The organism is Dietzia sp. IBK-p2-15D, from assembly GCF_057773105.1.
This window is the reverse complement of sequence record NZ_JBYMTK010000014.1, coordinates 74,328-93,072: the sequence shown is the minus strand read 5'-3', so window position 1 is coordinate 93,072 and position 18,745 is coordinate 74,328. Positions and strand designations below refer to the sequence as shown.

Sequence of the window (18,745 nt, the reverse complement as noted above, 5' to 3'; positions counted from 1 at the left end):
CGGCGAGACGTTCTTGCCGCCGGCGGTGACGATGATCTCCTTGGCGCGACCGGTGATCGTCAGGTAGCCGTCCTGGTCGAGCGAACCGAGGTCACCGGTGGCGAACCAGCCGTCGCGGATGGCCTCGGCGGTGGCCTCCTCGTTGTTCCAGTAGCGGTCGAAGATCAGCTCGCCGGCCAGTTCCACCTCTCCGCTGTCGGCGATCCGGACGCTCGTCCCGGCCACGGGTCGCCCGACGGTGCCGATGCGCTGGCAGCCGGGGCCGTTCACGGTGGCGGCGGCGGTGCTCTCGGTGAGACCGTAGCCCTCGTAGACGGGCACGCCGGCTCCGCGGAAGAAGTGCGAGATACGGTCGGGCAGGGCGCCGCCGCCGGAGATGGCGTACTCGCACCGGCCGCCGAGCGCCTCGCGTATGGCTTTGTAGACGAGCAGGTCGAGCGCCTTGTACCGGGCGGCGTGCAGGAGCGAGGGTCGGCGGGCGTCGTCCAGCCCGTCGTTGCCGCGCAGCCGGCTGTCCTCGATGGCGGCAGTCTCGGCGCGCTCGAAGATGCCCCTCTGCACCGCGCCCTTGGCGGCGGCCTTCGTGGCGATCCCGTCGCGTACCTTCTCGAAGACGCGTGGGACCCCGAGGATCATGTGCGGCCGGAAATCGGCGAAGCGCGGGAGGATGGTGGACGTGTCGTCCCAGAAGCCGACGGTCGCGTCACCCAGGTAGACGGTGTAGGTCACGGCGCGGGCGAGCACGTGGGCCAGGGGCAGGAACATCAGGACCTTCTTGCCCTGCTGCGCCATCGACCCGATGGGGTGGTCGAGCAGCGCGTGACACTCCGACAGGAGGTTGCGGTGGGTGATCACGCAGCCCTTCGGCCGTCCGGTGGTGCCGGAGGTGTAGATGATCGAGGCGGGGGTGTCGGGTTCGAGAGTGGCCACCGCGGCGTCGAGGGTCTCGGCCTCGACGGCCTCGCCGTCGGCCTCGAGGGTCTCGAGGGCGTCGTCGTCGAGGTAGAGGATCCGGGTGCAGGTGTCGGGGACCTCGGTATCTCCGACGACGACGACGTGGTCGTCGTTCTCGGCCACGAGGACCTTCGCAGCGGAGTCGGCGAGGATCCACTCGAGCTGCCCCGCCGAGGACGACGGGTAGATCGGCACGGTGATGGCTCCGGCGGTCCAGACCGCGAGGTCGACCAGCACCCATTCGAGGCGGGTTCCGGCCATGAGCGCCACCCGGTCCCCGGGCTCGACGCCGGCCGCGATGAGTCCGGCCGCGATCCTGTCCACGCGTTCGACGAGTTCGGCGTTGGAGACGGATCGCCACCGGCCGTCGACGTGATGCTCGAACGGGACCTCCCGTGGCGTCGTGGCGGCGCGCCCTCGCGCCACCACCGGGATGAGGTCGGAACGTGCGAAGGTTCGCTGGGCGGGGACGGTGATCTCGCGCATGCGGGATGCGACCTTTCGGACGACGACGAAAATGGAGCGCAGTCGATTATCGGCCCGTCGGGCGCCCGTGGCAATCAGGGGACCATTCCCTGATCGCATCCTCGTGCCATGTCGTCCGATCACGTACACTCACGGATAGACAGACCTGTTCATTCTTCAGAACGGAACCCCCACATGGCGCAGATCTACTCCGACATCAGCGAGACCATCGGCAAGACCCCGCTGGTCCGCCTCAACTCCCTGACCGAGGGACTGCAGGCCACCGTCCTGGCCAAGCTCGAGTCCGCGAACCCGGCCGCCAGCGTCAAGGACCGCATCGGCGCGGCCATCATCGACGACGCGGTGGCGTCGGGCGGCCTCAAGCCGGGCGGCACCATCGTCGAGGGCACCTCGGGCAACACCGGTATCGCGCTGTCCATGGTCGCCGCGGCCCGCGGATTCAAGGCCGTCATCGTCATGCCCGACACCATGTCGGTCGAGCGCCGTGCCGTCATGCGCGCCTACGGCGCCGAGCTCATCCTCACCCCCGGCTCCGAGGGGATGAAGGGCGCGGTCGCCAAGGCCGAGGAGGTCGCGGCGACCCGCGAGAACGCGGTCCTGGCCCGGCAGTTCGCCAACCCCGCGAACCCGGACGTCCATCGCCGCACCACCGGCCCGGAGGTCTGGGAGGACACGGCCGGTGAGGTCGACGTCTTCGTGGCCGGCATCGGCACCGGCGGCACCATCTCCGGCGCCGGCGGCTACCTGCGCGAGCAGAAGTCCGACATCCAGATCGTGGCCGTGGAGCCCAAGGACTCCCCGCTGCTGACCGAGGGCAAGGCCGGTCCGCACAAGATCCAGGGCCTGGGCGCCAACTTCGTGCCCGAGATCCTGGACCGTGAGATCTACGACGAGGTCGTCGACGTGACCCTCGAGGACTCGCTGGAGATCGCCAAGCGTCTCGGCAAGGAGGAGGGCATCCTCGCCGGCATCTCCTCCGGCGCCAACGTCTGGGCCGCGCTCGAGATCGCCAAGCGTCCCGAGAACGCGGGCAAGACCATCGTCGTCATCGTGTGCGACTACGGCGAGCGCTACGTCTCCACGATGCTGTTCGAGGACTACCGCGACTGATGTCGGGAACCTCCGACCGCCCGGTGGGGTTCTGGCGCACTCTGCGCGAGGACCTCGCCGCGGCGCGCGCCCACGACCCGGCCGCCCGCGGTGACGTCGAGAACGCGGTCGTCTACTCCGGCCTGCACGCGATCTGGATCCACCGTCTGTCCCACCGCATGTGGAACGCGGGCGGGTTCGGTCGCACCGCCGGACGCGTCCTGTCCCAGTTCTCCCGATTCCTCACGGGGATCGAGATCCATCCCGGCGCCACCATCGGCCGACGCTTCTTCATCGACCACGGGATGGGCGTCGTCATCGGTGAGACCGCGGACATCGGCGACGACTGCATGCTCTACCACAGCGTCACCCTCGGCGGGGTCTCGCTCAAGCAGACCAAGCGCCATCCCACGCTCGGCGACCGCGTGACCGTGGGCGCCGGCGCGAAGATCCTGGGACCCGTCGAGATCGGTGACGACTCCTCGGTCGGCGCCAACGCCGTCGTCGTCAAGAGCGCCCCCGCCGACTCGATCGTCGTGGGCATCCCGGGCGAGGCACGGCCGGCAAGGTCCACCAAGGAGGAACTGCGCGACGCGCAGTTCTACATCGACCCGGCCATCTACATCTGAGCCGGATCCCCTCGAGAAGACCGTTCCGCACGCATCGTCCGAGTGACGGCGTGCGGAACGGTCTTCTCGTTGACGCCGAGCCGGCCCCGAGCCGCCGCGCGCCGGACGGACTAGGCTCTGCGGCTGTGCGGACGCTTCCGACTACCTACTGGCTGCGCGCCCCGCTGGCGCTGCTGGCCCTCGCCTCGGTGGTCATGGTGCTGCGGGTGCCCGACGAGCGGACCCCGTGGTGGGGCATCACCGGGAACTTCCTCGACGTCAACGTCTACCGCTGGGGCGGCAGCGCCGTCCTGAACTCGATCCCGTTGTACGACGGACTGCTCTCGGGTGACGACTCCGGGCGCTTCTACCCGGAGATGCCGTTCACCTACCCGCCGTTCTCGGCGCTGCTGTTCGCCCCTCTGGACCTGGTGACCCCGCGGCTGATGGAGGCGGCGTGGCTCGCGCTGACCCTCGTCCTGCTCTACCTCGCGGTCCGGATGTGCCTCCGTGCGCTGGACTACCGCCCGGACCGGGTCACCGCCCAGGTCTCGCTGTGTCTCGCGCTGATCGCCCTGTCCACCGAACCGGTGCGGACCACCGTGTGGTTGGGCCAGATCAACATCGTGCTGCTGGTGGCGGTGTTGGCCGACCACCTCGCCTGGAGGTCGGGCCGCCGGTGGGCGGGGATCGGTTCGGGCCTGGCCGCGGGCATCAAACTCACCCCGGCGTTCTTCTGGGCGCACTGGGTCCTCACCGGACGCTGGCGGATGGCCGTCGTCTCCGGGGCGGCGTTCGGCGGCACCGTCGCCCTCGGCTTCGTGCTGATCCCCCGCGACGCCGCGGGCTACTGGTCGGGGACCCTGTTCGAGTCCCAGCGGATCGGGCACGACGCCATGTTGGCCAACCAGTCCCTGCGGGGTGCCATGGCCCGTCTCGCCGGCACGGAGATGGCGCCCACCTGGGCGTGGCTGCTCGGGGCCGCGGTGGTGGCGGCCGTCGGCCTGGGCGTCGCCGCGCTGGCCCATCGCGCCGGGCACCAGCTCCTCGCCCTGACGTTGGCCGGACTGACGATGACCATGGTCTCGCCGTTCTCCTGGGGCCACCACTGGGTGTGGTTCGTCCCGCTACTCGTGCTGACCGTGCACTACGCGATCGCCGCCCGGCGCTGGTATCTCTGGCTGCTGCCGGCGCTGCTCTGGGCGGCCACCGCGAACTGGGTGCAGAGCTTCCCCGACCCGAACTTCCCGGACGACCGCTGGGTGGCGATGGGCCTGTTCATGCTCGGCGGCGACATCCCGCCGGTCATCTACACCGTGATCACCAACGCCTACCCGCTGACCTGGTTGGCCGCGGTGGGGCTCGCCGCCCTCCTGCTCCTACGCACCGGCCCGGACGGCGCTAGGCTGCGCGACTATGGGACGGCGGACGACTCGTCACCCGGCGCGCAGGATCCTCGCCGCGGGTGACGTCAGGCGAGAGGTGGCGACGCTCGCCGTCGAGGAACCACTCGAGATCAGGGTCGGCGGCCAGCCGTTCGTCGTGACCATGCGGACGCCGGGCGACGACATGGACCTCGCGGCGGGGCACCTGGTCTCCGAGGGGGCCGTCTGGAACCGCGAGCACCTGCCCGAGATCTGCTACTGCACCACCGTCAGCGGACGGACCGAACAGGACTACAACACCCTCACCGTGACCCTGTCACCGGACATCCCGGAGCCCCGCTCCGCGCGGGCGTCCACCATGAGCAGCGCCTGCGGCGTGTGCGGCGTGGACTCGATCGACGAGGTCCGGCGCTCGACCCACTTCCCGGCCGAGCCGGCGGAGCCGCTCATCGATCCCGCGGTCCTGCTGTCCCTGCCCGACCGGCTCCGCGAACACCAGCGGGTCTTCGACAAGACGGGGGGCGTCCACGCGGCGGGGTTGTTCACTCCCACCGGCGAACTGCTGTGCCTGCGTGAGGACGTGGGACGGCACAACGCCGTGGACAAGGTGGTCGGCTGGGCGTTGCGCGAGGGGCGATTGCCGCTGCGCGGGACCATCCTGCAGGTCTCCGGCCGGGCCTCGTTCGAACTCGTGCAGAAGGCGTCGATGGCGGGGATCCCGCTCCTGTCCGCGGTGAGCGCGCCGTCGTCGCTGGCGGTGGACCTCGCCGCCGAGACCGGGGTGACCCTGGCCGCCTTCAGCCGGGTCGACCGCGCCACCGTCTACTCCCACCCCGAGCGTATCCGCGACTGACTCCATCGCACCCCTGGCGGGCTTGATACCCCCTGGGGTATATTTCGGGCATGGTTTCCACGACAGTCATAGACACGTTCGCCTCCCACCACCAGCAGGGCGCCCCGCTCATCGACGTCCGCGAATCCCACGAGTACGTCGCGGGCCACGTCCCGGGCGCGCGCCTGATCCCCCTGGGCGATGTCGCCTCCGCCCCGGACATCGCGCCGGAGGGGACCACCGTCTTCGTGATCTGCGCGTCCGGCAATCGCAGCAAGTCCGCCTGCCGGACGCTGGAGGCCCGGGGCATCCCCGCCGTCAGCGTCGACGGAGGGACCAAGGCCTGGGCCGCGAGCGGACGGCCCGTGGTCACCGGGCCGGACGCCTCCTGACCTCCTGCGACCCGGCCACCGGGTAGCCACTCGTTCCACCGGCCGCGCCGACCGGGGCGGGATCGGCGCCGGGGTCGGGGTCGCCGGACGTGCCGGTGTCGGTGTCGGTGTCGGCGTCCCCGAGCGCGACGTACCCGCGACCGGGCGCGACGAACAGCAGCAGGACCGCCGCGCCCGCGGCCACCATCCCCAGGGCGAAGAGCGCCGACGAGATGCCGTCGGCGAAGATCCCGGCGGCCGCGTCAACGACGGCCTGCCCCGCCGGCCCGGCCGCGGCCCCGAATTCGCGGGCGCCGGCGAACGAACTCTCGACCGCCTGCCGGCCGGCCTCGGGGACGCCGGGCAGGACGTCGACGATCCCCGCGGCGTAGCGCCCGGCCAGGATGCTGCCCGACAGCGCGATGCCGATCGCGGCGCCGACCTCACGCATCGCGTCGTTGACGGCGGCGGCCACGCCCTGCTCGTCGGACGGGATGTCCGAGACGATCGCCGACGTGGCAGGCGCGGTCGACAAGCCGAGCCCGATACTCGCGACCAGCATGGGCCAGAGGATGTCCCAGTACCCGGAGTGCACGGACAGTCGGGAGAGGAAGACCATCCCGGCCGCGATGGCCCCCACGCCCACCACGGACACCGCCCGCAGCCCCACGGCCGCGGTGAGGCGCGGGGACAGCAGCGAGAAGACCATGACCGGCACGACCATCGGAGCCAGTGCCAGCGAGGCGAACAGGGCGTCGTAGTCCTTGACCAGCTGGAGGAACTGCACGATGAGCAGGAAGAACCCGAAGATGGTGAGGAACTGCAGCGCCACCGACACCGAGCCGGTGGTGAACCCTCGTCGGCGGAAGTAGCGCACGTCGAGCAGGGGGTCCGCGACGCGCAGCTCGACCAGGACGAAGGCCACGACGCTCGCCGCCGCCACGACGAGCGCCACGATGACCAACGGCTCGGAGTAGCTGGTGTGCGCGCCCTCGATGAGCCCGAACACCACCCCGCCCACGGCGAGGGCGGAGAAGACCGCCCCGAACACGTCGGGCCTACCGACGCGGGAGGCCACGGACTCGCCGATGGTGAAGGCGGCGACCAGGACGACCAGGCCGATGACGGCGTACACGCCGAAGATCGCCTTCCAGGTCCACACCTTGAGCATGAGCCCGGAGCCCAGCAGGCCGATGATGCCGCCGACCCCGGCGAAGCCGGCCCACATGCCCACGGCCGCGCCCCGACGATCCGACGGGAAGCTCGCCGTGAGCAGGGACAACGTGGAGGGCATGACGAAGGCGGCGCCGACTCCGGCCACCGCACGGAGCATGATCACCCACAGCGGCGAGTCCAGCCACAGGGGCAGCGCCGAGGAGACCGTGAACAGCGCCAGGCCCACGATGAGCGTGGCCCGGCGGCCGAAGCGGTCCCCCAGCGCACCGGCGGTGAGGACGAGTGCCGCCAGCGCCAGCGTGTAGGAGTCGACGATCCACGTCAGCTCGGCCTGGGTGGCCCCGATGTCCACGGCGATGTCCGGCAGGGACGTGTACAGGGCGGACATCGTGGCCACCACCAGGGACACGGCCACGAGGTTGACGACCAGCAGCCACCGCCGCCGACCCGCACTCATCTCCAACACATCTGCCCCCGCTCCACGGAAACGATACCGTCGGTATCGCATGGTGCGCCCACCCTAGCGCACCGGACAGGCCACAATGGAGGCCATGTCGACCCCGGATCCGCGGCGCGCCCGCTCGCAGGGCAAGTTGCTCGACGCGGCGTCATCGCTGCTGCTGTCCGGCGGCGCGGCGGCGGTGACCGTCGACGCGGTGACCCGGCTGTCGGGGGTCGCCCGCACCACCCTGTACCGCAACTTCCCGTCTACCGACTCGCTCATCGCCGCAGCGTTCCGGCGGCTGTTGCCCACCCCGACACGCCCTCCGGCCGACCTGCCCGTCCGGGAGCAGCTCGTGCACCTGGCCGCCTCGATGACGCAGCTCATCCAGGACGCGCCGCTCCAGCAGTCGATGTTGGGGTGGCTGGCGATGGGCCGCGACGCCGGTGACGACGACGAGGTGGGCAGGCTCCGCCGCAGCGTGGTCGAGTCCTACACCGAGCCCCTGCACGCCGTGCTCTCCGATGCGGAGGAGTCCGGGGCCCTCATCCCCGGCGACCGCGATCTGGCCGTGGCGCAGCTGGCCGGCCCCGTCGTCCTGGCCCGCATGATCGGCCTGCGCCCGTACACCGGGCGGGACGTGGAACGGCTCGTCGACGACTTCCTGCGCGGCCGCCTGGCCGGGGACGCCGGATGACGGGCAGCGGCAGCGGCAGCGACCCCACGAGCACTGTCGGCGCGATCGTCCTCACCGGGGGTCGCGCGAGTCGCCTCGGCGGGGTCGACAAGGCGCGACTGGCGGTGGCGGGTCGGCCGATGGTCGAGTCGGTGCTCGGCGCCGCCCGGGCGGTGGCGGGCCCCGTCCGCACCGTGGGCCCCGGGGGCGACACCCGCGAGGATCCGCCCCACTCGGGACCCGTCGCCGGGATCGCCGCGGGACTGCGGGCGCTCCCGCCGTCGGTCGACCTCGTCGTCGTCGTCGCCTGTGACCTGCCGGACCTCGACGCCGCCACCCTCCGCGCCCTCCTCGCCGCGCTCCGGCCCGCCGCCACCACCCACGCCCCCGGCGCGGCACTCGCCGTCGACGTCGCCGGGCACGACCAGTACCTCCTCGCCGCGTGGGACCGCCGCGCCCTCGCCGCGCGCCTGGCCGCCCTGGAGGCCGACGGCGGCGTGGGCGGGCGACCGGTACGGGCCCTGTACGACGACGAGGAGGTCGTCCGCGTCCCCGTCGGCGACCCCGCGCGCGACGTGGACACGTGGGCCGACCTGGCCGGACACGGACCGGTCGCGCTCCCACAGGTGGGGGCGGTCCTGCGCGCCGGGCTCACCCCGCTGCCGGCGGACGTGCGCCCGCCCCTGGCAGCCGTCGGCGCGGTACTCGCCTCACCGCTGGTCGCCGCGGACCCGATGCCGCGGGGGCCGGTGTCGGCGATGGACGGTTACGCGCTGGCCGGGCCCGGCCCGTGGCGACTGACCGGCGCCGCCCGCCGCGCCGGGGACGGCTCGTCGGCGACGCTGACCCCCGGCACGGCGGCGCCCATCGCGACCGGCGCCCTGGCCCCCGCCGGCTGCGATCGCGTGCTGCGGCACGAACTGGTGACGGTGACCCCGGCCCGCACCGGCCCCCCGGTGGTCACCGCACTGCCGGGGGGCGACGGGGTGAACGACCTCCGCCCCGTCGGCGAGGACTGGCCGGTCGGTCACGAACTGGCCCCGGCGGGGGCGGTGCTCGACGCGGCGCTGGCCTCCGCGGCCCTGTCCGCGGGGGTGACGGCCGCTCGGGTCCGGGGGCCTGTACGCGCGGCGGTGGTCACGACCGGTGACGAGGTCCTGCCCGCCGACACGCCCGCGCCGCTTCCGCCGGGCCGGATCCGCGACACGGTCGGCCCGCTGCTCGGCGGGGTCCTGGCGCGGGCGGGGTTCGCCGGCGTCGGCCCGCCCGGTCACTGCGCGGACACCCCGGACGCGGTCGACGCGCTGCTCGGCGGCGGCCCCGGGTCCGCGGACGCGGCGGCCGGCGACGTGGTGGTGCTGGTGGGCGCCACCGGCCGCGGCGTGGCCGATCTGCTGCGCCCGGCCCTGGCGCGCGCGGGCGCGCGGATCGTCCTCGACGGGGTCCGTGTCCGCCCGGGAGGGTCGCAACTCGTGGCCGTCCTCGCCGACGGGCGCATCCTGCTGGGGCTACCGGGTAATCCGCTGGCGGCGGTGTCCGCGGCGGCGACCACGGGCCGGGCGCTGGTCGACGCCCTCACCGGACGCCAGCGCACACCGATGCTGGGGCGCGTCCACGGACTGGCCGACCTGGCCACCCCGGGCCGCTCGCGGATCCTGCCCGCCCGACCGGACGGCGCCGGCGGCTGGCACCTGGCCGGCCGCGTGCGCACCGCGCACCTGGCGGATCTGGCGGGCGCGCCCGCCCTGGCCGTGGTGCCCGAGGGCGGGGGCCCCGACGCCGACGCCGGGGCCGACGACCTCGTGGAGATCATCGACTGGATCTGACCGGCCCGCGGCGGGGCGTTCCCGCAGGTCGGAGGGCGGCCCCAAATGACCAGTTCAGAAGGTATTTGAGATCACCGGCATCAAATGCGCCCGGCCAGCTCGCAATATGGCACGCTCGGCGTTGTGCAGCTGTCCCGGTCCTCCGATCTCGCGCTCCGCGCTCTCATGCGCCTCGCCGTCGCCGATGAGCGCGGCGACCGCATGACCGCCGCGGCGATCGCGGAGTCGGTGAACGCCTCGACCTCCCACGTGGCCAAGATCGTCTCCCGGCTCGTCGACCTGGGCCTCGCCGAGTCCCGGCGCGGCCGGGGCGGGGGGCTCGTCATCACCGAGGCGGGCCGACACGAGTCGGTCGGGTCATTGCTGCGCGAACTGGAGGGCCCCGGCGAGGTCGTCCAGTGCGAGGGTCCGACGCCCTGCCCGCTCGCGGGCAACTGCGGTCTGCGACGAGCCCTCGTCGACGCTCGCGAGGCGTTCTTCACCGCCCTCGACCCCCTCACCGTCGAGGGCATCGTCCGGGCACCCACCCGGCAGGTGTCCCTCAGCCTCGCCACCGCCCCACGGCCGGACCCCGGCCCGGGGTCCTGACCACCCGCATCACCCCCCACCCCGCATCACCCCCACCCCGCAGTCCGGCCCCCACGGTGCCCGGGCCACCCCGTCACGCCCCGAGAAGGAGATCCCCCATGACCACGTCGCTCACCACCCTGGAGTCGATCCTCGCGCACCCCCGCGAGCTGTCCGAGGAACACGCCACCGTCATCCGCGCGACCCTGCCGGTCATCGGCGCCCACATCGACGAGATCACGCCCGTCTTCTACCGGACGATGTTCGCCGACAACCCCGAGCTCCTCCGCGACACCTTCAACCGCGGCAACCAGAAGCTGGGCGCCCAACAGCGCGCGCTCGCGGCGTCGATCGCGACCTTCGCCACCCTGCTGGTGGACGGCCGGAGCCCGGTCGACATGCTCTCCCGGATCGGGCACAAGCACGCGAGCCTCGGCATCACCCCCGACCAGTACCAGGTGGTCCACGACTACCTCTTCGGCGCGATCGTGGAGGTCCTGGGCGAGGCGATCACCCCGGAGGTCGCGGCGGCGTGGGACGAGGTCTACTGGATCATGGCCGCCGTCCTGGTGGACTTCGAGAAGGCCCTCTACGCCGAGGCGCAGGTGGAACCGGGGGACGTCTTCCGCACCGCCACCGTGATCTCCCGGGAGGACGTGACGGACTCGGTCACCGTGATCACCCTCGGTGGTCCGGACGGCGAGCCGCTGCCCGACTTCCGTCCGGGCCAGTACACCTCCGTCGGCGTGGTCCTGCCCGACGGCGCGCGCCAGCTGCGTCAGTACTCCCTGTCGACGGCACCGGGCGACGGCACGTGGCGCATCGGCGTCCGCCGGGTCGACGCCGAGGTCCGGGGCGGGCTCGGCTGCCCCGCCGGCGAGGTCTCGGGCTGGCTGCACGCCCACGCCGAGGTCGGCACCACGATCCAGGTCACCCTCCCGTTCGGCGACCTCGTCCTGGACGCCGCCGGGATCGGCCGGGACCAGGACGCCGCGCCCGTGGTCCTCTGCTCGGCCGGGATCGGCATCACCCCGATGCTCGGGATGGTCGCCCACCTGTCGGCGACGGAGGACACCCGTCGCGTGCTCGTCCTGCACGCCGACCGCTCGCCGGCCGACCACGTCCTCGCCGAGGAGGTCGCGGGCGAGTCCTCGCTGCTCGCCGACGCCGAGGTCCACACCTGGTACGAGCAGGGGGCGGACACCGTCGCCGGCCCGGGCGCGGTCCACCGGGGATTCATGGACCTGGCGACCGTCGAACTCCCCGAGGGGGCGCACGTCTTCCTCTGCGGGTCGACCGGGTTCCTCCAGTCACTGCGCCCGCAGTTCCTCGAGGCCGGCGTGCCCGCCGAGCGGCTCCACGCGGAGCTGTTCGCCCCGAACGACTGGCTGGTGTAGTCCCGCCGGCGTGGGCCCGGATGGCCTCCGTCCGGGCCCACGCGCAGCCCCGAAAGGCGCGTCGCGGAGTGTATTTGACCTATAACAACTCGTGGGCGTGTGGACGAACTCGCGGACGCTCGCCGCGATCTGGCAGACACTCGGGGTCCGGGCGGTTCCCCCTCGAACTGGCCCGGCGCAGCGAGACAAAACACAGATCCGACGCAGCGAGAGCCGACGCGAAAGGACCCATGGTGTCCTCAGCACCAGATTCCGCGACCCGCGATGCGGGGCCCCCTGTCGTCCCCGACCCGGGGAAAGCGAACCTCGCACTGGCCCTGTGCTTCTCGGGATTCCTTCTCACCTTCTGGGCCTGGGCCCTGATGGGACCGCTGGGCGCGACATACAAGGACCAGTTGGGACTGACGTCGTTCCAACAATCGCTCGTCGTGGCGTTGCCGGTCGTGGTCGGGTCACTCGGCCGGATCCCCGTCGGTGCGCTCACCGACCGCCTCGGCGGCCGCACGATGTTCCCGCTGATCGCCGCGCTGACGATCCTCCCCACGCTGTTCGTCGGGTTCGTCGACAACAGCCTGACCGTCCTGCTCATCGGCGGTTTCTTCCTGGGCATCGGCGGCACCTCGTTCGCCGTCGGCGTCCCCACCGTCAACTCCTGGTTCCCGCCGAACCGGCGCGGCACGGCGATCGGCATCTTCGGCGCCGGCATGGGCGGCACGGCCATCGCCGCGTTCACGACCCTGCGGCTCCGCGAGGCGTTCGGCGACCAGGCGCCGTTCGTCCTGGTCGCGATCCTGCTGGCCGTGTACGCGGTCGTCGCCCGGATGCTCCTGAAGAACTCGCCGACCTGGACGCCCGCCCAGGGAAACTGGGTGGTCAAGGCGGCCAGGACCCTCGCCCGTCCCGTCACCCTCAAACTGGCCTGGCTCTACGCGATGGGCTTCGGCGGGTTCGTGGCGTTCTCCGTCTATCTGCCCACGTACCTGCACAACTTCTACGAGTTGGAGACGGAGGACGCGGCCCTGCGGACCGCCGTGTTCGTGGTGATCGCGGTGGCCTGCCGACCCCTCGGCGGCGCGCTGGCCGACAGGTTCCCCGGCGCCTGGGTGCTCATCGTGAGCTACACCGTCACCGGGTTGATGGCCGCCGCCGCGACGGAGCGCATGCCGCTCGTCAGCGCGGATGCCGGCACCTTCTACCCCGTCGGGACGGCGGTCTTCCTGTTCATGGCCGCGTCTCTGGGCACCGCCTCCGGCGCGGTGTTCGCCCTGGTGGCCGAACTGGTCGAGCCCACCGCGGTCGGGTCGGTCACCGGCATCGTCGGTGCCGTCGGCGGTCTCGGCGGCTTCGTCCCGCCGCTGTTGCTCGGCTACTTCTGGACCGCCCACGGCAACTACCGCGTCGGGCTGCTCCTGCTCTTCGTCCTCTCGATCGCCACCGCCGCCCTCACCTGGCTGTGGTTCCTCCGTACCCGTCGCAGTGAGCCCGCCGCCACGGAAAGGACCCCGGCATGACCAGCATCGACTCCCCCCGCCCCGCCTCGCCGACGCCGGAGGGCCGCGGCACCGGGTCCGCTCGAATGGACGGCCCCGCCTCCGATGCCCTGCTGCGGGCCGGCCGGTTCTTCCGCCGCGGGCAGGCGTCCGACGACCTGCGGACCGTCACGCACTCCGGCGGGCGGGAGTCGGACGTGTTCTACCGCGACCGCTGGAGTCACGACAAGGTGGTCCGCTCCACGCACGGCGTCAACTGCACGGGCTCGTGCTCGTGGAAGGTGTACGTCAAGGAGGGAATCATCACCTGGGAGTCGCAGCAGACCGACTACCCGGACATCGGCGACGACATGCCCGGCTACGAGCCGCGCGGCTGCCCGCGCGGCGCCGCCTTCTCCTGGTACACCTACTCCCCCACCCGCGTGCGCTACCCCTACATCCGTGGCCGGTTGATGGAGCTGTGGCGCGCGGCCCGCGCGGAGCACTCCGACCCGGTGGACGCGTGGGCCTCGATCGTCGAGGACCACGAGAAGACCGCCTACTACAAGCGGGCCCGCGGCCACGGCGGACTGGTGCGCTGCCGGTGGGAGGACGCGATGGAGATCGCCGCCGCCGCCCACGTCTACACGGCCACAACCTCCGGCCCGGACCGGGTCGCCGGGTTCTCGCCCATCCCGGCGATGTCCATGGCCTCGTTCGGCGCCGGCTCCCGCTTCATCGAGTTGTTCGGCGGCTCCATGCTGTCGTTCTACGACTGGTACGCGGACCTGCCCGTGGCCTCACCGCAGGTGTTCGGCGACCAGACCGACGTCCCCGAGTCCGCGGACTGGTTCAACTCGTCCTACCTCATCATGTGGGGCTCCAACGTCCCCGTCACCCGCACCCCGGACGCCCACTTCATGACCGAGGCCCGCTACCGGGGCCAGAAGGTGGTGGTGGTCTCCCCCGACTACGCGGACAACACCAAGTTCGCCGACGAGTGGATGCACCCGCACCCCGGCACCGACGGCGCCCTCGCGATGGCGATGGTGCACGTCGTCCTCACCGAGTTCTACGCCCGCCGGTCCACGCCGGAGTTCGAGTCGTACGCCAAGAAGTACACGGATCTGCCGTTCCTCATCACCCTGCGCACGCGCGGGGACGGGTCGGTGGTCCCGCACAAGTTCGTCACGGCGGACATGCTCGCCGACGGCGTGCTCGAAGCGGCCCCGGGTGAGAACGCCGCGAACAAGACCGTCCTCATGGACGCCGTGACCGGGCGCCCGGTGGTGCCGAACGGCACCCTGGGCGACCGGTTCGGCGAGCAGGGCGCCGGGAACTGGAACCTCGACCTGGGTGACATCGACCCCGCGTTGAGCCTGCTCGACACCCTGGAGGGCACCGCCGAGATCGTCCTGCCGCGCTTCGACACCGTGCGTGGCGACGCCGGGACCATCACCCGCGGGGTGCCCTACCGGACGGTGAGGGGTGACGACGGCGAGGACCTGCGCGTCACCACCGTCCTGGACCTGATGATGGCGCAGTTCGGCGTGGCCCGCCAGGGCCTGCCGGGCAGCTGGCCGAGCGGTTACGACGACCTCGAGCCCTACACCCCGGCATGGCAGGAGCAGCACACCGGCGTGCCGGCCGCCCAGGCCGAACGGATCGGTCGCGAGTTCGCCCGCAACGCCCTCGAGTCCGGCGGCCGGTCCATGATCCTCATGGGCGCCGGCACCAATCACTGGTTCCACTCCGACGTCATCTACCGGGCCTTCCTGGCGCTGACCATCCTCACCGGGACGCAGGGTGTCAACGGTGGCGGCTGGGCCCACTACGTCGGGCAGGAGAAGGTCCGGCCGCTGACCGGGTTCCAGCAGGTGGGAATGGGCCTGGACTGGTCACGCCCGCCCCGGCAGATGATCGCCACCGCCTTCTTCTACCTGCACACCGGGCAGTGGAAGTACGACTCCTACGGGGCCGACGTCCTGACCGCCGCCACCGGCGAGAATCGCTTCGCCGGCCTGAGCACCCCGGACCTCGTCGCGATGTCGGCCCGGCTGGGCTGGATGCCGTCCTACCCGACCTTCGACGCCAACCCGCTGGACCTGGGCGCGGAGGCCGCCGACGCCGGGGTGCCGGCGGCCGATCACGTGGTGGGCCGGATCAAGGACGGGTCACTGCGGTTCGCGGCCGAGGACCCGGACGGCCCCGGCAACGCGCCCAAGGTGCTCACCGTGTGGCGCTCCAACCTGCTCGGGTCGTCGGCCAAGGGTGACGAGTACTTCCTCCAGCACCTGCTGGGCACCGACTCGTCACTGCGCGCCGACCAGGCGCCGGAGGGCCACCGCGGGCGGGACATGGTGTGGCGGGAGGACGCCGAGGACGGCAAGTTGGACCTGCTCACCACGCTCGACTTCCGGATGACGTCCACGACCCTGTTCTCCGACCTGGTGTTCCCCGCGGCCACCTGGTACGAGAAGCACGACCTGTCGTCGACGGACATGCACCCCTTCGTGCACTCGTTCAACGCCGCCATCAACCCGCCGTGGGAGACCAAGACGGACTTCGAGACGTTCCGCCTCCTCGCCGAGAAGGTCTCCGAGCTCAGCCACGGTCACCTCGACATCCGGACCGATGTGGTGGCGACGCCCCTGGGGCACGACACCCCGGACGCGCTCGCCAACCCGGGCGGCACGGTCTCGGACTGGAAGGACGGCTCGTGTGAGCCCGTCCCGGGGAAGAACTTCCCCAAGATCACTGCGGTCGAGCGCGACTACCGCCTACTCGGGGAGAAGTTCGGGTCGCTCGGCCCGCTCGCGGAGAAGGTCGGCATGCCCGTCAAGGGACTCATGCTCAAACCCGACAAGGAGATCGGGGTCCTGCTCAAGGCCAACGGCGAGACCCGCAAGGGCGTCGGGAAGGGTCGACCGCGGCTCGACACCGACATCCGGATGTGCGAGGCGATCCTCACCCTGTCCGGGACGACCAACGGACGGCTGGCGACGCAGGGGTTCGAGCAGCTCGAGGCCCGGACCGGCCGCGAGCTGGCGGACCTGTCGCGGGGCGAGGAGGGCAAGCGCATCACCTTCGCGGACACCCAGTCCCGGCCCCAGCCGGTCATCACGTCCCCCGAGTGGTCGGGGTCCGAGCACGGCGGCCGGCGGTACAGCGCGTTCGTCATCAACGTCGAGCGGCTCAAGCCGTGGCACACGCTCACCGGGCGGATGCAGTTCTTCATGGACCACGACTGGATGGCCGAGATGGGCGAGCAACTGCCGGTGTACCGGCCGCCGCTCAACATGCACCAGCTCTACGGCGAGCCCGTCCTCGGCTCGGATGACGGGTCCGGCGGCGCGGCGCTGACCGTCCGCTACCTCACCCCGCACAACAAGTGGTCGATCCACTCGGAGTACCAGGACAACCTCCTCATGCTCAGCCTGTCCCGCGGCGGGCCGACCATCTGGATCAGCAAGGAGGACGCCGAGCTCATCGGCGTCGTGGACAACGACTGGATCGAGGCGGTCAACCGCAACGGCGTCGTCGTCGCCCGCGCCATCGTCTCCCACCGCATGCCGGCCGGAACGGTCTACATGCACCACGCGCAGGACCGCGTGGTCGACGTGCCGATCGCGGAGGCGTCGGGCAAGCGCGGCGGTATCCACAACTCGGCAACCCGCATCCTGATCAAACCGAGCCATCTCATCGGCGGGTACGCGCACTTCAGTTACGCGTTCAACTACATCGGCCCCACCGGAAACCAACGTGACGAGGTGACGGTCATCCGCCGTCGCTCCCAGGAGGTGCAGTACTGATGCGCGTCATGGCCCAGATGTCCATGGTGATGAACCTGGACAAGTGCATCGGCTGCCACACCTGCTCGGTGACCTGCAAGCAGGCGTGGACCAACCGGTCCGGCACCGAGTACATGTGGTGGAACAACGTCGAGACCCGACCCGGGCAGGGGTATCCCCGGACGTACGAGGACCAGGAGCGGTGGAAGGGCGGCTGGGAACTCGGCAAGAACGGCCAGCTCAGGCTCAAGGCCGGCGGGCGGATGAAGAAGCTGCTCCAGATCTTCTCCAGCCCCACGATGCCGTCGATCGACGACTACTACGAGCCGTGGACGTACGACTACGACACGCTCGTGTCCTCGCCCCTGCAGGAGCACACGCCGGTAGCCCGGCCGTACTCGCTCATCAGCGGCAAGCCGATGAAGATCTCGTGGTCCGCCAACTGGGACGACGACCTGGGCGGTTCCCCCACCCACCTGAAGGACGACCCGATCCTGGCCAAGGTGAGCGAGGAGATCAAGGCGGAGTTCTCCGAGACCTTCATGTTCTACCTGCCGCGCATCTGCGAGCACTGCCTCAACCCGTCGTGCGTGTCCTCGTGCCCGTCGGGCGCGATGTACAAGCGGGTCGAGGACGGCATCGTCCTGGTGGACCAGGACCGCTGCCGCGGCTGGCGCCAGTGCGTGACCGGCTGCCCGTACAAGAAGGTGTACTTCAACCACCGCACGGGCAAGGCCGAGAAATGTACGTTCTGCTTCCCCCGCGTCGAGGTGGGCATCCCCACCGTGTGCTCGGAGACGTGCGTGGGACGCCTGCGGTACATCGGACTCATCCTCTACGACGCCGACAGGGTGCTCGAGGCGGCCTCCGAGCCGGACGAGCACAAGCTGCTCGCCGCGCAGCGCTCGTGTTTCCTCGACCCGAACGATCCCGAGGTGGTCGCCGCGGCCCGCGAGGCCGGCATCCCGGACGACTGGGTCGAGGGCGCCCAGCGGTCGCCGATCTGGCAGCTCATCTCCCGGTTCGAGGTGGCCCTGCCGCTGCATCCGGAGTACCGCACCATGCCGATGGTCTGGTACGTCCCGCCGCTGTCGCCCATCGTCGACCGGGTCGCCGCGGACGGTGGTGACGGCGAGGACGCCGACACCCTCTTCGGCGCCATCGACACCATGCGCATTCCCATGGAGTACCTCGCGGAGCTGTTCACCGCGGGTGACGTGGACGCCATCCAGGTGGTGCTCAACCGGCTGGCCGCGATGCGCACCTACATGCGTGACATCAACCTCGGTCGCGAACCCCGCGCGGAGATCTGCGACGCCGTCGGGATGACCGAGGAGGACGTCTACGACATGTACCGACTCCTGGCCCTGGCCCACTACGACGAGCGCTACGTGATCCCCACCGCCCACCAGGAACAGGCCCACTCGCTGGAGGAACTGGCCACCGAGTGCAGCCTGGACTACGAGGGCGGGCCCGGGATGATGGGCGAGTCCGGGCCGTTCGGCGAGGGCTCGGGTGACCAGGCCCTGCCGATCGCCGTCGAGAGCTTCCACGCCCTCAAACAGCGGCAGACCTCGGACACCATCGCCTCCCCGGGCGACAAGTCGAGGAGGGTCAACCTCCTCAACTGGGACGGTCTCGGCACGGGCGGCCTGTTCCCCGGAAGCAAGGACTGA

14 protein-coding genes are annotated in these 18,745 nt (G+C 71.4%); 12 read left to right on the top strand and 2 right to left on the bottom strand.

Features of this window, described 5'->3' with window-relative positions:
• Positions 1 to 1,440: AMP-dependent synthetase/ligase (locus tag AC3DEV_RS15740; protein ID WP_488372700.1), on the bottom strand; the 1,440-nt coding region annotated here is incomplete at its 3' end.
• Positions 1,441 to 1,614: 174 nt separating this feature from the next.
• On the opposite strand from AC3DEV_RS15740, the gene cysK reads away from it, so the two are divergent.
• From cysK to AC3DEV_RS15715, 5 genes are all read left to right on the top strand, one after another.
• On the top strand, positions 1,615 to 2,550 hold the full coding sequence (cysK, locus tag AC3DEV_RS15735) for a cysteine synthase A (protein ID WP_488372699.1): 936 nt from the start codon (positions 1,615 to 1,617) through the stop codon (positions 2,548 to 2,550).
• Entirely contained in the window at positions 2,550 to 3,158 is a 609-nt protein-coding gene (gene epsC, locus AC3DEV_RS15730) for a serine O-acetyltransferase EpsC (protein ID WP_488372698.1), read from the top strand. Before cysK ends, epsC begins: the two co-directional genes overlap by 1 nt.
• A 125-nt stretch (positions 3,159 to 3,283) precedes the next feature.
• The gene (locus tag AC3DEV_RS15725) at positions 3,284 to 4,606 is read left to right on the top strand and encodes a glycosyltransferase 87 family protein (protein WP_488372697.1); all 1,323 of its coding nucleotides are present in this window, start codon (positions 3,284 to 3,286) and stop codon (positions 4,604 to 4,606) included.
• On the top strand, positions 4,554 to 5,375 hold the full coding sequence (gene fdhD, locus AC3DEV_RS15720; protein ID WP_206474449.1) for a formate dehydrogenase accessory sulfurtransferase FdhD: 822 nt from the start codon (positions 4,554 to 4,556) through the stop codon (positions 5,373 to 5,375). Before AC3DEV_RS15725 ends, fdhD begins: the two co-directional genes overlap by 53 nt.
• Positions 5,376 to 5,425: 50 nt before the next feature.
• Positions 5,426 to 5,746 (top strand): rhodanese-like domain-containing protein, encoded by a 321-nt coding sequence (locus AC3DEV_RS15715; protein ID WP_256821314.1) that lies wholly within the window; start codon positions 5,426 to 5,428, stop codon positions 5,744 to 5,746.
• Here the strand turns inward: AC3DEV_RS15715 and AC3DEV_RS15710 are convergent.
• Positions 5,724 to 7,358: an MFS transporter gene (locus AC3DEV_RS15710; protein ID WP_488372696.1), complete on the bottom strand. Its 1,635-nt coding sequence runs from the start codon at positions 7,356 to 7,358 to the stop codon at positions 5,724 to 5,726. The two genes, AC3DEV_RS15715 and AC3DEV_RS15710, sit on opposite strands and share 23 nt — an antisense overlap.
• Before the next feature lie 94 nt (positions 7,359 to 7,452).
• Here AC3DEV_RS15710 and AC3DEV_RS15705 point away from each other — a divergent pair, with 94 nt between their 5' ends.
• From AC3DEV_RS15705 to narH, 7 genes are all read left to right on the top strand, one after another.
• Positions 7,453 to 8,040 carry a TetR/AcrR family transcriptional regulator gene (locus AC3DEV_RS15705; RefSeq protein ID WP_182635173.1) on the top strand — a complete coding sequence of 196 codons (588 nt, stop codon included), beginning with the start codon at positions 7,453 to 7,455 and terminating at the stop codon, positions 8,038 to 8,040.
• Complete coding sequence (locus AC3DEV_RS15700) at positions 8,037 to 9,845, top strand: NTP transferase domain-containing protein (protein WP_488372695.1); 1,809 nt, start codon at positions 8,037 to 8,039, stop codon at positions 9,843 to 9,845. Before AC3DEV_RS15705 ends, AC3DEV_RS15700 begins: the two co-directional genes overlap by 4 nt.
• Positions 9,846 to 9,968: 123 nt before the next feature.
• Positions 9,969 to 10,433 carry an RrF2 family transcriptional regulator gene (locus AC3DEV_RS15695; protein ID WP_067715137.1) on the top strand — a complete coding sequence of 155 codons (465 nt, stop codon included), beginning with the start codon at positions 9,969 to 9,971 and terminating at the stop codon, positions 10,431 to 10,433.
• A gap of 98 nt (positions 10,434 to 10,531) precedes the next feature.
• Entirely contained in the window at positions 10,532 to 11,809 is a 1,278-nt protein-coding gene (locus AC3DEV_RS15690) for a globin domain-containing protein (protein WP_271799086.1), read from the top strand.
• 233 nt (positions 11,810 to 12,042) lie between these two features.
• Complete coding sequence (locus AC3DEV_RS15685; protein ID WP_208636649.1) at positions 12,043 to 13,320, top strand: MFS transporter; 1,278 nt, start codon at positions 12,043 to 12,045, stop codon at positions 13,318 to 13,320.
• A complete protein-coding gene (locus tag AC3DEV_RS15680; protein ID WP_488372694.1) occupies positions 13,317 to 17,090 on the top strand; it encodes a nitrate reductase subunit alpha in 3,774 nt (1,257 codons plus the stop codon). The genes AC3DEV_RS15685 and AC3DEV_RS15680 overlap by 4 nt, the downstream gene beginning before the upstream one ends.
• Complete coding sequence (gene narH, locus AC3DEV_RS15675; RefSeq protein WP_069390164.1) at positions 17,090 to 18,745, top strand: nitrate reductase subunit beta; 1,656 nt, start codon at positions 17,090 to 17,092, stop codon at positions 18,743 to 18,745. The genes AC3DEV_RS15680 and narH overlap by 1 nt, the downstream gene beginning before the upstream one ends.

Coding starts and splice junctions, on each gene's coding strand:
- fdhD (WP_206474449.1), top strand. CDS start 4,554: ATGGGACGGCGGACGACTCGTCACCCGGCGCGCAGGATCCTCGCCGCG.
- AC3DEV_RS15680 (WP_488372694.1), top strand. CDS start 13,317: ATGACCAGCATCGACTCCCCCCGCCCCGCCTCGCCGACGCCGGAGGGC.
- AC3DEV_RS15715 (WP_256821314.1), top strand. CDS start 5,426: ATGGTTTCCACGACAGTCATAGACACGTTCGCCTCCCACCACCAGCAG.
- cysK (WP_488372699.1), top strand. CDS start 1,615: ATGGCGCAGATCTACTCCGACATCAGCGAGACCATCGGCAAGACCCCG.
- epsC (WP_488372698.1), top strand. CDS start 2,550: ATGTCGGGAACCTCCGACCGCCCGGTGGGGTTCTGGCGCACTCTGCGC.
- AC3DEV_RS15710 (WP_488372696.1), bottom strand. CDS start 7,358: ATGAGTGCGGGTCGGCGGCGGTGGCTGCTGGTCGTCAACCTCGTGGCC.
- AC3DEV_RS15700 (WP_488372695.1), top strand. CDS start 8,037: ATGACGGGCAGCGGCAGCGGCAGCGACCCCACGAGCACTGTCGGCGCG.
- AC3DEV_RS15705 (WP_182635173.1), top strand. CDS start 7,453: ATGTCGACCCCGGATCCGCGGCGCGCCCGCTCGCAGGGCAAGTTGCTC.
- AC3DEV_RS15690 (WP_271799086.1), top strand. CDS start 10,532: ATGACCACGTCGCTCACCACCCTGGAGTCGATCCTCGCGCACCCCCGC.
- narH (WP_069390164.1), top strand. CDS start 17,090: ATGCGCGTCATGGCCCAGATGTCCATGGTGATGAACCTGGACAAGTGC.